The organism is Paenibacillus taichungensis (genome assembly GCF_003287275.1).
GTDB classification, from domain to species: Bacteria; Bacillota; Bacilli; order Paenibacillales; family Paenibacillaceae; genus Paenibacillus; species Paenibacillus taichungensis_A.
Genome location: NZ_QEVW01000003.1, coordinates 243,437 through 258,713 on the forward strand (window position 1 = coordinate 243,437; position 15,277 = coordinate 258,713).

Genomic DNA, 15,277 nt, shown 5'->3' on the forward strand with positions numbered 1-15,277 from the left:
TATTAAAAGAGAGGATAATCGGTGGTGTCTACAGATTTAAGCAGAGAAATTCATTGTAAAAAAATAACATAAATATTAAAATGAATTCACATGACAGTTTATTTGGATTTATTTCTAAGGTGAGGGGGAGATTTTATGAGTACAGAACCGAGCGGAGTGGCGAGTTTATATCTCTTTTTCTCAGGATTGATTGGAATTGGTTTCGCCATTGGAGGTCTTGTAGCCTTAATTTGGTTAATTATTGTTCTAATCAATACCAATACATACCTGAAACTCTTGATCAATGATAGAAAGAATCGGAAAAATATTACGCTAGTCAGAGAAGAAGAGAAACCGTATACAAATCAAGAAAAGTAGAAGGGAAGCGTGGAAAAAGGTAGAATTTGTCCCTCTTTTGCAATTCTGACAAGCGGTGTATAATGGATAAGTCTTCTAGTTGCAAGCGAAGCTCAGGCATAGGTGCAAAATAGCAGACAAGGGGTTTTTGTGGATTATATGAATCCGTTCATGATATAATAGCACGAAAGCTACTCAGCGATATTGAATATTACTTATAACACGAATTCAAATGAACCAATGGGGGTACGGCTAATGAACAAGTCCATCAACATCCAAGATACGTTCTTGAACCAACTGCGGAAAGAAAACATTCCAGCTACAGTCTATTTGACTAATGGCTTTCAAATCCGCGGAACGATCAAGGCATTTGACAATTTTACGATCGTCATTGACAGCGACGGACGCCAGCAAATGGTCTACAAGCACGCCATCTCCACGTTCACGCCGCAACGCAGCGTATCGCTGATGCAGCAAGATAATAGCGGCGAAGCTTAAAAAATTACGAAACCTTTTTATCAACCATTTCGTCTACATGTATAGGAATTGAAACAGAGCAACCTGAATAAGGGTTGTTCTTTTCATTCCGGGCAAAATAAGCTCTATAGGAGTTTGAGCCAGCAGACGAATAGAAATCATGCAACTGAAAGGGAGTCAGGAGGTAACATGCCAAACGATCCGTTGTCGAGGTCTAACAATCGCAACAACAATAACAAGTCAACCAAAAAAGCGAAGCCAAAGACCTCTAAAAAGAAAAAAATTACGGGTAAACGCGTTGGATGGACACTGTTTTTCACCATGGCAATCGCCATATTCTGTGCACTGGGTGGATATTTATTTATTATGGTGAGTGGTGAAAATCTGCTCAAAGCCAACAAGGACAAAACAACAATCAATGAAACTTCGAAAGTATATGATCGTAACGGTCAGTTAATGGGCGAGTTGTCCATTCAAAAGCTGGAGCCGGTCAATGAAGAAGATATTCCAGAGTTAGTAAAGGAAGCTTTTGTTGCTACGGAGGACAGACGATTCTACGAGCATCAGGGCGTGGATATCTGGTCTATCGGACGGGCGGCGGTTAAAGACGTCATGGCCCGCTCCATGGTAGAGGGTGGTAGTACACTGACCCAGCAGCTTGCGAAAAATATGTTCTTGTCTCGTGACAAAACCTTCTTCCGTAAAGCAACGGAGGTTTCCATTGCAATGGCATTGGAGCGCAAGTACACAAAAGACGAAATTCTAACGATGTATCTGAACCGGATTTTCTTTGGTCATCAGCGTTATGGAATTAAGGCTGCGTCTGAATTTTATTTTGGGGTGTCTGATCTTAATGAGTTGAAGATCTGGCAAATTGCCACATTGGCAGCGATGCCTAAAGGGCCTTCAGCTTATAACCCGCTGAGCAATCCCAACGATTCCAAGGCACGTCGCGCTGTCGTATTGCAACTGATGTATGAGCAAGGTTACATCACGAAGGCGGAAATGGATGAAGCCAAAGCAGTTGATTATGACTATACACCGCCTGAGAAAGATCAAAAGTATCAAGCCTTTATCGACTATGTTCTTCGTGAAGCAGAAAAAGTGACTGGTAAAACGGAGGATGATCTGAATATCGGCGGGTACAAAATTTACACGACGATGGATGCTCAGGCACAAACAGCCATGGAAAGTGCTTTCTCGGATGATAGTTTGTTTGAGTCAAGTAAAGATGATCAGCCCGTTCAAGGCTCCATGGTAATTATGAACCATGAAAACGGCAGTCTCGTCGCCTTGATGGGCGGCAGGGATTATCAAACAAAGGGCTACAGCCGGGTAACACAAAGCCGCAGACAACCTGGATCGGCATTTAAACCGATTGTGACTTATGCACCGGCTCTTGAATCAGGTAATTACAATGCAAACTCAGCTCTCAGTAATGAAAAGCAATGTTTCGGCAATTACTGTCCGGGTAACTTGCATGGATACTCTTCAACCATTAGCATGACGGATGCCATTACAAAATCGGAGAATATCCCGGCAGTATGGCTCCTAAACAAAATTGGTGTGAATACAGGTGTTCAGTTTGCGAAAAGCGTAGGTATCCAACTTACGGATGAAGACAAAAACCTGGCGATCGCGCTGGGTGGTCTTAGCAAAGGGACGAATACGCTGGAAATGGCGCAAGCCTATAGTGCGTTCGCTAATCTGGGAGAGTACCAGCAGGCGTATTCCATTAAGGAAATTAAGGATAGCGCGGGGAAAACGACCTATAAACACGATAAATCGGAAACAACACGTGTCATGAGTGAGCAAAATGCTTATTCCCTGACTAAGATGCTGCAAAATGTCGTGAATGACGGTACAGGTCGTTCAGCACGTCTGGATCGACCAGTTGCTGGTAAGACGGGGACCGTTCAAAGTGGTATTTCCGGCAACAGCGCCAACCGTGATGTTTGGTTCGTCGGATACACGCCGGAATGGACTGCGGCAGTATGGATGGGTTACGACAATCCAGATGCAAACCATATGCTCAAAAATAGCAGTAAGCTGTCAGCGGCGTTCTTTGCCAAAGTTATGGGGGATGCTTTGAAAGGAGTTCCTGTGAAGGACTTCAAAGCTCCAGCAGGTGCCCAGACACCTCCACCGGAAAAAGAACCAGAGCAACCAACGCTTTCAGTGAGTGGTTTGAATGGTGCTTATGATCCATCTACGCAAACTGTATCGTTAAATTGGACTGCAACGGGGGATTCCTCTACACAGTATCGGATTTACAGAAAAGAAACATCTGAGGGACAGTTCACTCACCTCATTGATGCTGTTGGTTCGACCAGTGCGCAGGATCTAAGTGCGCTCCCTGGTCTCACTTATGAGTATTATGTAACAGCATATGATTTGGCTTCCGGACAGGAAACGGATCCGTCCAATATCATATCGCTGATGATAGAAGCGGAAGAATTGGAACCGGAACAGCCAGATACTGGCACGGAGCCAGGAACTGAACCAGGTACAGAACAGCCTGGAACCGAAAATCCAGACAACGGTTCCCCGGGGAATGGAAGTTCTGAGGGTAACAATGGCAACGGTAACGGAAATGAAAATGGTAATAATGGTAACGGCAATAATGGAAATGGAAACAATGGCGGGACAGGTCAAGGGAACGGACAGACCGGAGAAGGAAACACACCGCCTGGACAGGGAACGACAGAGCCTGGAGGTACGGGTGGGGGTTCCAATGATGGATCTGTAACGACACCAGGCGAAGTGGTCACGCCACCAGATAGTGGAAACAACGGTAACACAGGAGAAACGGATACACCTACTGATTCTCAAGCTGGAACTGGCGGTTAACAAGAATAAGCCGCATTAAATAATTACAGCCTAAAACCTGCTCCCTGATGTTGGGGAAGCAGGTTTTTTGGTTTGTGTAATGTTTGGCATGGAACCATAGCTCTCCAATAGATGGGGTAAAGCTTGATTTTGAGTGTATAACTTAAATATGGTAAGCTGTAACTATTCGTAATACGTTGTGCAAAGCGGATTCAGGCACTTGTGGAATCGGTAATGCGGACGTTATTCGCTGTTCACCAATATCAGCAGGTCACGGACCTGTGGTCGGCAAAGAGGGGTTCGTATGAAACGGAAATTCGGGGACCGCGCGAACTGGCGCCGGATTACGAACCGACAATTTACATGCCGGTTCGTTCAATCCAAAATTTTTACGGGTTACATTACGCTGTATACGATACAAGATTTGAAAGAGCCTTTGTGGAAGACCTATGGAGGAAGTACCTTCTGCATTGCGGATAAAGGTTATTCCTGGTTGCAGTATTATCCGAAAGGCGAGCACTTTGTTGTTACGGCCATGTTTGATGATCAGGAGCGGATTGTTGAATGGTACATTGATACATGCCGTAGCCAGGGCATAACCGATCAGGGTGTTCCGTGGTTTGATGATCTGTATCTGGATGTCGTTGTCCTGAAAGATGGAGAAATATTTTTGCTGGACGAGGATGAACTTGAAGATGCTCTTTCTCGTAAGCACATTACGACGGGGGATTATGATCTGGCTAACCGGACAGCAAAGGAATTGTTGCATGCTATTGATGCACATGTATTTCCATATTTCCAACTGTCTCTGAAGCATAGACAAACCCTGTTTGAGAATGGGGAGTTTAGAAAAAATATTCAGATTTGAGTCATGGAAAAGTCCCATAATTCTTCGCCATCCTTCTAATATTAGAGCACCTGATAGAATACATTAATAATCAGGAGAGTTCAGCCCGATAAAATAGAGGTGATGGCGAATGAACGGACGGGTCATGGCTGCAGGAGGGCAACCGGGAGGCAGACCATCCAGACAAATTAATGTTGTTTTACGTAACCAGGAACCTCAGATGTTGGTCAAAGAAGAAGAGACAGCAATACAAGCAGCAAAAGGCTTAGCCAAACATGCGCATTTTCAGGAAATTCAAGGCGAGTTAGAGCAACTGGTTGGACTTGAAAATATCAAAGACTTAGTATTTGAAATCTATGCTTTCTTACAGATTGCCCAGATGCGTACCGAAGCTGGTCTGATAAGTGGGGCGCACGTGTATCATATGATTTTCAAAGGCAATCCGGGAACCGGAAAAACAACGGTAGCACGAATTGTTGCGAAGCTTTTTCAGAAGATGGGTGTATTGAGTAAGGGGCACTTAATTGAAGTGGAACGTGCAGACTTGGTCGGGGAATACATTGGGCATACGGCACAGAAAACCAGAGACTTGGTCAAAAAGGCATTGGGTGGAATTTTGTTTATTGACGAGGCGTACAGTCTGGCTCGCGGGGGCGAGAAGGATTTTGGAAAGGAAGCTATCGATACACTTGTAAAGTCAATGGAAGATAATAAGAATCAATTTATACTCATCCTGGCGGGCTACTCGGAAGAAATTGATTTTTTTCTGCAGACGAATCCCGGATTACCTTCCCGTTTTCCAATCCAGGTTGAATTTCCAGACTATAGCATTGATCAATTGATACAAATCTCCGAAATTATGGCCAAGGAACGTGACTATATTCTCATGCCACAGACCATACTCAAACTAAAGCAGCATCTGCTTCAGGAAAAAAATGAGTCTCTTCATGCGTTTAGCAACGCCCGATATGTCCGAAATGCCATTGAACGATCGATTCGTCATCAGGCAGTTCGACTATTGGAACAGTATACCCAAGGAAATCCGGGAAAACTGGAGCTGATGACTATCCGCACAGAGGATTTGAAGTTTGATCAAAAGTAAGCGATAATATAATTTTTAAAGCAGCCGGCCGGGTTAACCGGTTCGGCTTAAAGCATGCCATGAAACCATGGTGGCACAGAATATATGCGGAAACGTATTAGAAGGAGTGAATATACACGATGACAAATGGCACACATGATACAGATATGGTGAAGAAGGATCGCGCCGTGTTGGTGAGTCTGGTTACCGATGAGGTCAAACGCTCGGGTATTAACCCGGAGTACTCCCTTGAGGAGTTGGTAAAACTCGCCGAAACAGCAGGCGTGGAAGTGCTGAGTGTATTGTCACAGAACCTGAAAACCCGGGACACCAAATGGTTCATTGGTAAGGGGAAAGTGGAAGAACTTCGTGCAATAGCTGAGGAAACGGGAGCAACAACAGCTATTTTTGACCAGGAGCTGTCTGGTGCTCAGGTTCGTAACCTGGAAGAAGCGTTGGATCTCAAAATTATTGATCGCACCCAGCTGATCCTGGATATCTTTGCGCAGCGCGCCAACACGAGAGAGGGTATTATTCAGGTTGAATTGGCTCAGTTGAGCTATTTGTTACCACGTTTGTCGGGTCACGGGAAGAATTTGTCCAGACTTGGCGGGGGAATTGGAACGCGGGGTCCAGGTGAAAGTAAACTGGAGACGGATCGTCGACATATTCGTGGCCGCATTGATGACTTGAAGCGTCATTTGGAAGAAGTGACACGTCATCGCAAGCTGCACCGGGAGCGTCGCAAAAAGACGGGTATCATTCAGGTAGCCCTTGTAGGTTATACGAATGCGGGTAAATCCACCTTGCTTAAACAATTAACGGCGGCAGATGTGTATATTCAAGACCAGCTGTTTGCCACACTGGATCCAACCTCTCGGACGATGGAACTGCCAAGTGGTAAAGAAATCGTACTCACAGATACGGTTGGGTTTATCCAGAACCTTCCTCATGATCTGATTGCGGCTTTCCGTGCAACGCTGGAGGAAGTAAATGAAGCGGACCTTATATTACATGTGGTCGATGCATCGTCTGCCATGCGTGAAGATCAGATGAAAACGGTACACACCATTTTGCAGCAGCTGGGTTCAGGGGACAAGCCTCAATTGGTATTGTATAACAAAAAGGATGCTTGTACACCGGAGCAGCTTGAAATGCTACCTTTGGATAAAGAGCATATTAAAGTGAGTGCTCTGGATGCGGACGACTTGCTGAAAATTCGGGAGCTTATCCAGGCTGAGTTGACTGGTGACACGAAACGGTTCCGTATTCCGGCTGAGCGTGGTGATCTTACATCTGTACTTTACAAAATTGGTGATGTAGTTGAGACCACATTTGAAGATAATGATGTAATTTATGAAGTGGAACTGCAAAAAGGCGAATATGAGAAATTCGGTTATTTACTTGAAGATTTCATACAACTGTAACATCGATGACATATTTGTATGATAAGTTGACACGATAATTGATGTTTGACGTCAGATTCGTGCTATGAAGGGGAATGAAGTAAGATGGCAAGCTTTGATTCAGAGATTATTGAACTTCAACGACAAGTTGAAAGTCAGATTGCGGGGCAATTGCAACAGATTGACCGGATCACCGATTATAACCAATGGAAAGTAATCAATGCTTTTCAACGTAGAAAAGTCAGCGATTTTCACTTTGCGGGTTCAACGGGTTACGCGTATAACGATCGGGGGCGTGAGGTGCTTGATGAAGTATATGCCGATGTGTTTGGTGCAGAGGCGGCACTGGTACGTCCCCATTTTGCGTCTGGTACACATACCATTGCAACAGCTTTGTTCGGTGTGCTCCGTCCAGGTGACGAGTTATTGTACATTACGGGTAAGCCCTATGACACATTGCATAAGGTCATTGGCAAGCCTGGTGATGGAACAGGATCGTTACGGGATTTCGGCATTGGCTATCAAGAGACGGCTCTGTTAGAAGATGGCGGAGTAGATTGGACGGCAGTAGAAAAAAGTATCAATGCAGCGACAAAAGTCATTGGTATTCAACGCTCCAGAGGATATGATTGGAGATCTTCCTTCTGTATTGAAGAAATCGCTGATATGGTTGCACGTGTAAAGGCGATCAAGGAAGATGTCATCGTATTTGTGGATAACTGTTATGGTGAATTCACGGAGGAAAGTGAACCAACCGAAATCGGGGTAGACCTGATGGCAGGTTCACTGATTAAAAATCCCGGTGGAGGTCTGGCGGAAACCGGTGGATACATATGCGGGAAGGAAAAGTACGTACAATTAGCTGCCTATCGTTTGACAGCTCCCGGAATTGGCGGTGAGGTTGGCGCGATGTTGGGAACAACTCGTGGCATCTACCAAGGACTTTACATGGCTCCGACAATTGTGGGACAAGCCATTAAAGGAAGCACATTCGCTGCGGCGATGTTTGCTGCATCTGGATTTGTAACCAAACCGGCATGGAACGAGATACGTACAGATCTGATTCAGGCTGTTCAATTCAGCTCGGCCGAACATTTAATTGCCTTTGTACAAGGAATACAGCGGGCTGCTGCAGTAGATAGCCATGTTGTTCCTGAACCGTGGGATATGCCGGGTTACGAGCATCCTGTCATCATGGCGGCAGGTACGTTTATACAGGGTGGGAGCCTTGAATTATCTGCAGATGCGCCTATCCGTGAGCCTTATATTGGCTATATGCAGGGTGGTTTAACATACTCTCATGTTAAATATGGCGTTTTGATGGCATTACAGACGATGAAAGAACGTAAATTATTGTGAGTTTATCTAACACATCATTGACACTTAGTAATAACTAAATGTACAATAGAGTGAAGAATAGATGACTGGAAGGTTGATGAATGATGGGTGACGAAATTCGCAGAAATATGGCCTTATTCCCGATAGGTATTGTAATGAAACTTACGGATCTGTCCGCGCGTCAGATTCGTTATTATGAGCAGCACAGTTTGATTGTTCCTGCGAGAACGTCAGGTAATCAGCGTTTGTTCTCTTTCAATGACGTAGAACGATTGCTGGAAATCAAGGCTCTAATTGAAAAAGGAGTTAACATCGCAGGTATTAAACAAGTGATGAATCCTGTTTCCAAAGAGTCAGAAGAAGCAACGGTTATTACGGCCGATACGGAAGTGAAACGTAGAGAGCTGTCGGATTCCCAACTGCATCGTTTGCTTAAACAACAACTGGTGTCAGGTAAGAGACCTGGACAAGTATCTCTCATCCAGGGAGAGCTTTCCCGTTTCTTTAATAAAAAATAAGTTCGTATAACCTCGTAGGTCAGGGGAAATCCTGCTTTTGGGTAGGAGGACTCCTTGACCCATGCTATATTCTAATGTACAAATATAACAGGCAAGCCAAATATGCAGAGAAGAAAGGGAGAGGGTATCGTGAGTTTTACTAAAGAAGACATACTACGCATCTCAAAAGAAGAAAATGTACGATTCATTCGTTTGCAATTTACCGATTTACTTGGAGCAATCAAAAACGTTGAGATCCCTGTGAGCCAGCTTACCAAGGCTCTGGACAATAAAATGATGTTTGATGGATCTTCCATTGAAGGTTATGTACGTATTGAAGAGTCCGACATGTACCTCTATCCGGATCTTGATTCTTGGCTGATTTTCCCTTGGGTAGCCGAGAACCGTGTTGCTCGACTGATTTGCGACGTATATCTTCCGGATGGTAATCCGTTTCCAGGAGATCCGCGTGGCATCTTGAAACGAAACCTGAAAGAAGCCGAAGAAATGGGATTTACTTCCTTCAACGTCGGTCCTGAACCAGAGTTCTTCTTGTTCAAAACAGACGAAAAAGGAAACCCGACTAACGAACTGAATGACCAAGGTGGATATTTTGACCTTGCGCCTACGGATCTTGGTGAAAACTGTCGTCGTGACATCGTTATCACACTTGAGGAAATGGGCTTTGAGATCGAAGCTTCCCACCATGAGGTAGCTCCAGGTCAGCATGAGATCGACTTTAAATATGCTGATGCTCTAAAAGCAGCAGACCAGATCCAAACGTTCAAACTCGTTGTTAAAACGATTGCACGTCAGCATGGTCTACATGCTACCTTTATGCCGAAACCGCTGTTTGGCATGAACGGTTCAGGTATGCACTGTAACCAATCCTTGTTCCAAGGCAAAGTGAACGCATTCGTAGACGAGTCTGACGAGCTGGGTCTGAGCAAAACTGCACGTCACTTCATGGCTGGAACTTTGAAGCATGCGCGTGCGTTTGCAGCAATTACGAACCCAACTGTGAACTCATACAAACGTCTTGTACCAGGTTATGAAGCCCCTTGTTATGTAGCATGGTCTGCCAGTAACCGTAGCCCAATGATCCGTATTCCAGCTTCCCGTGGTCTGAGTACACGTGTTGAGGTTCGTAATCCGGATCCGGCTGCTAACCCTTACTTGGCTTTGTCTGTTTTATTGAAAGCAGGTTTGGACGGAATCAAACGTGAGCTGTCCTTACCAGCACCAATTGACCGTAACATCTACATCATGTCAGAAGAAGAGCGTGTGGAAGAAGGCATTCCAAGCTTGCCAGCTGACCTGAAAGAAGCATTGAACGAATTGATCCGCAGCGAAGTTATCTGTGATGCTCTCGGCGACCACGCCCTGGCTCACTTCTATGAGCTGAAAGAAATTGAGTGGGACATGTACCGTACACAAGTCCACCAATGGGAACGCGATCAATATATCACGTTGTACTAATAGTTGAATCCCTTGGCGCTCTAGCGCTGAGGGGTTTTTCTTTTTGTGGTGAGGGGATTAAAAAAGCCAGGTAGGATAGTATCCAACCTAGCTTTATATCTATAGGAACTCAGTCCTTAATTTCTGATAAGTAGTACTCATATAACTCGTCAATAGAAGAATTAGAAAGTAAGTGAGTGACTGCTTCAATCGATTTTCTTTTCCAATCAAACCAGCGCATTTCTTTTAACTTCATGATTTCTTCTTCGGAGAAACGCTTCCTAATTTCTTTTGCAGGATTGCCACCAATTATCGTGTAAGGGGCGACATCTTTTGTTACAACTGAGCCTGCTGCAACAATCGCACCTTCACCAATGGTAACACCCGGCATAATCATGGCATTCATACCGATCCATGCATCGCTTTCTATAATGGTATCTCCCTTGGGTGAGAAGGAACGGCTAATTTGATCAGCAAATGGATAGACAGTGATCCACTCCGCATGATGATTGTTATTTCCTCCCATAAGAATGACGACACCAGCTGCAATACATACATAATTACCAATAATTAAGCGGTCTATTTGCCATCCGAATTCATCAATGGGGTTGAATAAGCTCCTCGATTTGTCATCTCCCCATAAATATCTCACGCATCCGTCTTCAAAAGATGAACTGTTATCATAATAACCGGAGTAATAAGAGTAATCGCCAACTTCGATTAATGGATTGGTTACAATGTCCTTTAAATACTTAATTTCAGACCAGTGATTCAATTGGTTTATATTCATTTTAGTTTCCTCGCTTCTAAGTTATATTTCTGGGCAACTTAGAAGCGTGATGCAGTAGCCACATTCTTTAGTTTTTTTAAACGACGAATCATCTGAATCATCCTTCCATAAGATATGAGGGCGATTATAACAATGCCCTCTTTTTTTGTCAATCCAATTTTAATAAAGAGATGTCAGTGTGGATCCTTCATATAATGAAGAAAAAATTCAGGAAGAGAAAATATAGACAGAACACGTGCCCACCATTTGGAAGGATGGATACATCATGTTTGACTAAAACGGGGACGGGAATAAGAATGTTAAGAGGAAGCTGGCATAAGTTCTGGCATATTAGTGTTAAGGCTTTTTATGTAGTCAATAAGAAATAGAATGGTTAATTAAAATATGATCATATCGTTGAAGCGAGAGTATGTTTTAATTCTTTGCTCTATTTTTACAGTATCTATATGTTGATAGTTTCATATAATTGCGTTATAATTCATTTATGTTTTTAGAAATTAAATTTTGAACAATTAATTGGAGATGTTAATATGGAACAAGAGAAGCAACTGGTTGCCGCACAGCGGACATTTTTTTATACAGGACAAACTAAGTCTATTGAGTACCGTATTCGTGCTCTTCAGCAATTAAGACAGGGAATTGAGAAGTATCAGCAACGTATTCTAGACGCACTTCGTGCGGATCTAAATAAATCAGCTACAGAGGCTTATGGCTCTGAGATTCGGATCGTGTTGGGTGAACTGGATTTTGCATTGGAACATTTGGAGGAATGGGCTACACCAAAACCTGTGCCTACAAATTCTGCTATACCTGATGGCACAAGCTTAATTTATCCTGAACCTTATGGAGTTGCTCTTATTATTGCACCTTGGAACTATCCGTTCCAATTAGCTTTTGGCCCTCTAATTGGAGCCATTGCTGCGGGTAACTGTGCCATTATTAAACCGTCTGAATTAACTCCAGCCGTGTCACGTCTAACTTATGATTTGATTCATGAGATATTTCCTAGTGAGTACATGGCAGTTATGGAAGGGGAAGTGGAGACGAGTACGGCATTGTTGAAAGAAAAGTTTGATTATATTTTCTTTACAGGCAGTACAGGTGTTGGCCGTATTGTTATGAAGGCAGCTGCTGAGCATTTGACTCCAGTTACGTTAGAACTAGGTGGTAAGAGCCCGGTCGTTGTTCATCAGGATGCGGATTTGAAGCTGGCAGCTCAGCGCATTGTTCGCGGTAAATTTCTGAATGCTGGTCAAACCTGTGTCGCTCCGGATTATTTACTTGTACACGAGGATGTTCATGACAAATTAATGGAATTGATCGGTGCAGAAATTCAGGATAAATTTGGAGATGATGTGATGAAAAATGCTGATTTTCCGCACATTGTCAACGCACGTAACTTTGATCGTTTATCGGTGTTGCTCCAAGATGGCAAAGCAATGATCGGTGGACGTTCTGAACGTGATCAGCTGCTCATTGAACCAACAGTTCTGGGGGGAGTGGATTGGAAATCCCCAGTGATGCAAGAAGAGATCTTTGGTCCAATTCTTCCTGTATTTAAGTATACCGACCTCGATCCCATGTTAGATGAGATTGTTCGTCGTCCAAAACCACTGGCATTATATCTCTTCACTCAGGATGAGGATCTGCAGAATCAGGTTCTGAATCAAGTATCTTTTGGTGGTGGTTGTATTAATGATACTTTGTCTCATATGACATCACATTATCTCCCGTTTGGCGGTGTAGGGGAAAGTGGAATGGGTTCCTACCATGGTAAACAGAGTTTTGATGTGTTCTCTCATCATAAAAGCATTCTTAAACGCAGCGAATAATCGACTAACGTAGAACAATATAAGTAGTATAAGAAAAAAGAGGTTGTCCCGTTCAAGGGGACAACCTCTTTAAGTATCTTATTGTGAGACCACTGTACAACTTCAATACATATTAATGAATATCACGGAAAAGGCCAATGACTTTGCCCAGGATGCTAACGTGTTTCAAACGCAACGGTTCAAAAGTCGAATTTTCCGGTTGAAGACGAATATGATCTTTCTCTTTGTAGAACGTTTTTACCGTTGCTTCATCGTCTTCAGTCATGGCTACTACGATATCGCCGTTATCTGCAGTTTGCTGCTGACGTACGATAACATAGTCTCCGTTAACAATGCCTGCTTCAACCATACTGTCTCCCACGACCGAAAGCATAAATACTTTCTGTTCGCCTACATAATGAGTAGGAAGAGGGAAGTAATCTTCGATATTTTCTGTTGCTGTGATTGGAACCCCTGCAGTAACTTTACCCACGACAGGAATGCGAGCAACGCTGTGAGCAAACTGATGTGAATGCTCTGACTCTTCCTGGCTAAGTAGTTCAATGGCTCTTGGTTTGGTTGGGTCACGTCTAATCAGACCTTTCTTCTCCAAACGATCCAGATGTCCATGAACTGTAGAGCTGGAGGCCAATCCAACGGCTTCACCAATTTCGCGTACGGAAGGAGGATACCCCTTCAACCGGACTTCATTGCGTATAAACTCCAGAATAGCCTGTTGCCTGCTGGATATCTTCGACATACCGTATCAACCCCATTTTAGTAACGTTTGGGAAAATTATAACATAGAACCTCCGTTCGTACAAACATAAGTTCTAAATAAAATGCTATAAAATCAATGTTTTTTTGCAAATTAAAAATGAAAATTTTCTTTTCGTCTAATCAAATACTGCAAATGACAGTTCCCCTACAATAGAAGAAAGATAATGGAATGTAGTATGTAACAAAAAAAAGCGAACAATTGTTCTAAAAAGTTATTGTACAAAACAAGTGTTCGTGTTATATTGATTTCAACGGATAGGAACAAACGTTTGGAGGTCGATATTTAATGAGATATTCTACTTATCAAAGCATTTACGAACCGGTGCATTCAGATGTGGTTGAAACTAACATAAGGAATTTTAAGAAGGTTTTTGCAAAAGGTAATGTCCCAACTTGGGTCTTGAAATTAATAATCGTAAGCTTAATTATACTGGTTGGATGCAGTACAGTACTCACTGTGTTCGCTGGCAATGAGAACGATTTGTTGCCTGGAGGGAAGATGGCAGTTTCACAAGGAGATACGCTATGGAGTATATCATTGGAGCACAAACCTGAAACAATGGATACACGTGTATATATAGAAGCAATCAAGAAAGTGAATCAACTTCATTCAACTTCGATACAGGTGGGGCAAGTCTTAATACTGCCTCAATTCACAGAATAAAACTGCACATCCACACGCACTAATGCGTGTCAGCTTGACAAGCTGCCCTTATCATGTCAAAGTTAATATGACTTTGTATTTTTGGAGGGGACAAGCTTGGATATAGATAGTCTGGTAGCACGTATTAATGAATTGGCCCGTAAGCAAAAATCCACTGGCTTGACAGAGGAAGAGCTCGCAGAACGTGCCAAGCTTAGAGAAATCTATTTGAATAACATTCGTAGCAATTTCAGACAACAACTGGATTCTATTGAAATTGTAGATGACGAGAACGATCAGGGCCACCAAGGCAAACTCAAACATTAAGGAAACCTAATGATATCAATATGATATTTAGGTTTCTTCCTGTTATCTAGAGGTTGCAAATTATAGGGGGAAATGTTGGTTTACAGTTATGTAAGCCGATACAAAGAACATCTAAGGGGGATTCTCATGTCGCGTTCGTTCGAGAGAACGGTTCGGAAAAATTCTAAGCAGTTGAATCAGCAACGTAAAAAGAGCGGTCAACCGGTTTCCGGTACACCAGGTGAGGACGTATTTAAAGGACGCAGCCTTTTGTTTCCTATTTTCCTGATCGGACTAGCATTTCTGTATCTCTTTATGAGTACATTTCTTGTCAAAGCTCCGATGACCACTTGGGACTGGGTGACCATGTTGCTGTATGTATTTTTGGCAGTCATCTTCATGCTCCGTCGCCCTTATGTCAAAATAGGAAGTAATCGGATTTTGACGACAAAAGGGAACCGTGAGCGTTCAATTGGAGTCGACGATATTGTGAAATTCAGAATTGAGCCAGGTACAGTTGTGATTGAGCATAATGCACGAGGTAAGAGATGGGTATTTACCAAACTACTTAATCGTTATGATACCGATGCAATCACTGAACGTCTTCTGAAATTTGCCAAAGCACATCAGATCACCGTGGAAACATACGAGAAAAAGTAATTATTGCATAAAGGGGAA

General features: G+C 43.2%; 15 protein-coding genes. 13 read left to right on the forward strand and 2 right to left on the reverse strand.

Annotated features, from left to right (window positions below; genetic code table 11):
* The first annotated feature begins 135 nt into the window (after nt 1-135).
* The 9 genes from DC345_RS04605 to glnA all read left to right on the forward strand — a co-directional run bounded on the left by DC345_RS04605 (nt 136) and on the right by glnA (nt 10,290).
* Nucleotides 136-357 (forward strand): hypothetical protein, encoded by a 222-nt coding sequence (locus DC345_RS04605; protein ID WP_113052096.1) that lies wholly within the window; start codon nt 136-138, stop codon nt 355-357.
* Nucleotides 358-591: 234 nt separating this feature from the next.
* The gene (hfq, locus tag DC345_RS04610) at nt 592-834 is read left to right on the forward strand and encodes an RNA chaperone Hfq (protein ID WP_017687918.1); all 243 of its coding nucleotides are present in this window, start codon (nt 592-594) and stop codon (nt 832-834) included.
* Between the two features lie 168 nt (nt 835-1,002).
* Nucleotides 1,003-3,663, forward strand: a complete 2,661-nt coding sequence (locus DC345_RS04615) for a transglycosylase domain-containing protein (protein ID WP_113052097.1) — start codon at nt 1,003-1,005, stop codon at nt 3,661-3,663.
* Between the two features lie 283 nt (nt 3,664-3,946).
* Entirely contained in the window at nt 3,947-4,510 is a 564-nt protein-coding gene (locus DC345_RS04620) for a ribonuclease FAU-1 family protein (RefSeq protein WP_076289087.1), read from the forward strand.
* Between the two features lie 109 nt (nt 4,511-4,619).
* Nucleotides 4,620-5,591, forward strand: a complete 972-nt coding sequence (locus DC345_RS04625; protein WP_076289088.1) for an AAA family ATPase — start codon at nt 4,620-4,622, stop codon at nt 5,589-5,591.
* Between the two features lie 119 nt (nt 5,592-5,710).
* Nucleotides 5,711-6,997, forward strand: a complete 1,287-nt coding sequence (hflX, locus tag DC345_RS04630; RefSeq protein WP_113052098.1) for a GTPase HflX — start codon at nt 5,711-5,713, stop codon at nt 6,995-6,997.
* A gap of 84 nt (nt 6,998-7,081) precedes the next feature.
* A complete protein-coding gene (locus DC345_RS04635; RefSeq protein ID WP_113052099.1) occupies nt 7,082-8,335 on the forward strand; it encodes a methionine gamma-lyase family protein in 1,254 nt (417 codons plus the stop codon).
* An 83-nt stretch (nt 8,336-8,418) separates the two neighbouring features.
* Complete coding sequence (locus tag DC345_RS04640; protein WP_063563200.1) at nt 8,419-8,832, forward strand: MerR family transcriptional regulator; 414 nt, start codon at nt 8,419-8,421, stop codon at nt 8,830-8,832.
* A gap of 129 nt (nt 8,833-8,961) precedes the next feature.
* The gene (gene glnA, locus DC345_RS04645; RefSeq protein WP_113052100.1) at nt 8,962-10,290 is read left to right on the forward strand and encodes a type I glutamate--ammonia ligase; all 1,329 of its coding nucleotides are present in this window, start codon (nt 8,962-8,964) and stop codon (nt 10,288-10,290) included.
* 109 nt (nt 10,291-10,399) lie between these two features.
* Here the strand turns inward: glnA and DC345_RS04650 are convergent, their stop codons facing one another.
* Complete coding sequence (locus tag DC345_RS04650; protein WP_113052101.1) at nt 10,400-11,059, reverse strand: CatB-related O-acetyltransferase; 660 nt, start codon at nt 11,057-11,059, stop codon at nt 10,400-10,402.
* Between the two features lie 530 nt (nt 11,060-11,589).
* On the opposite strand from DC345_RS04650, the gene DC345_RS04655 reads away from it, so the two are divergent.
* A complete protein-coding gene (locus DC345_RS04655) occupies nt 11,590-12,891 on the forward strand; it encodes an aldehyde dehydrogenase (RefSeq protein WP_113052102.1) in 1,302 nt (433 codons plus the stop codon).
* A 112-nt stretch (nt 12,892-13,003) separates the two neighbouring features.
* On the opposite strand, the gene lexA is transcribed toward DC345_RS04655, so the two are convergent.
* Nucleotides 13,004-13,630, reverse strand: a complete 627-nt coding sequence (lexA, locus tag DC345_RS04660; RefSeq protein WP_024630400.1) for a transcriptional repressor LexA — start codon at nt 13,628-13,630, stop codon at nt 13,004-13,006.
* A 306-nt stretch (nt 13,631-13,936) separates the two neighbouring features.
* Here lexA and DC345_RS04665 point away from each other — a divergent pair, with 306 nt between their 5' ends.
* The 3 genes from DC345_RS04665 (at nt 13,937) to DC345_RS04675 (ending at nt 15,259) form a co-directional block, all read left to right on the forward strand.
* A complete protein-coding gene (locus DC345_RS04665; protein WP_113052103.1) occupies nt 13,937-14,314 on the forward strand; it encodes a LysM peptidoglycan-binding domain-containing protein in 378 nt (125 codons plus the stop codon).
* A gap of 96 nt (nt 14,315-14,410) precedes the next feature.
* Entirely contained in the window at nt 14,411-14,620 is a 210-nt protein-coding gene (locus DC345_RS04670) for a DUF896 domain-containing protein (RefSeq protein ID WP_062325454.1), read from the forward strand.
* 126 nt (nt 14,621-14,746) lie between these two features.
* The gene (locus DC345_RS04675; protein WP_113052104.1) at nt 14,747-15,259 is read left to right on the forward strand and encodes a hypothetical protein; all 513 of its coding nucleotides are present in this window, start codon (nt 14,747-14,749) and stop codon (nt 15,257-15,259) included.
* The last annotated feature ends 18 nt before the right edge of the window (nt 15,260-15,277 follow it).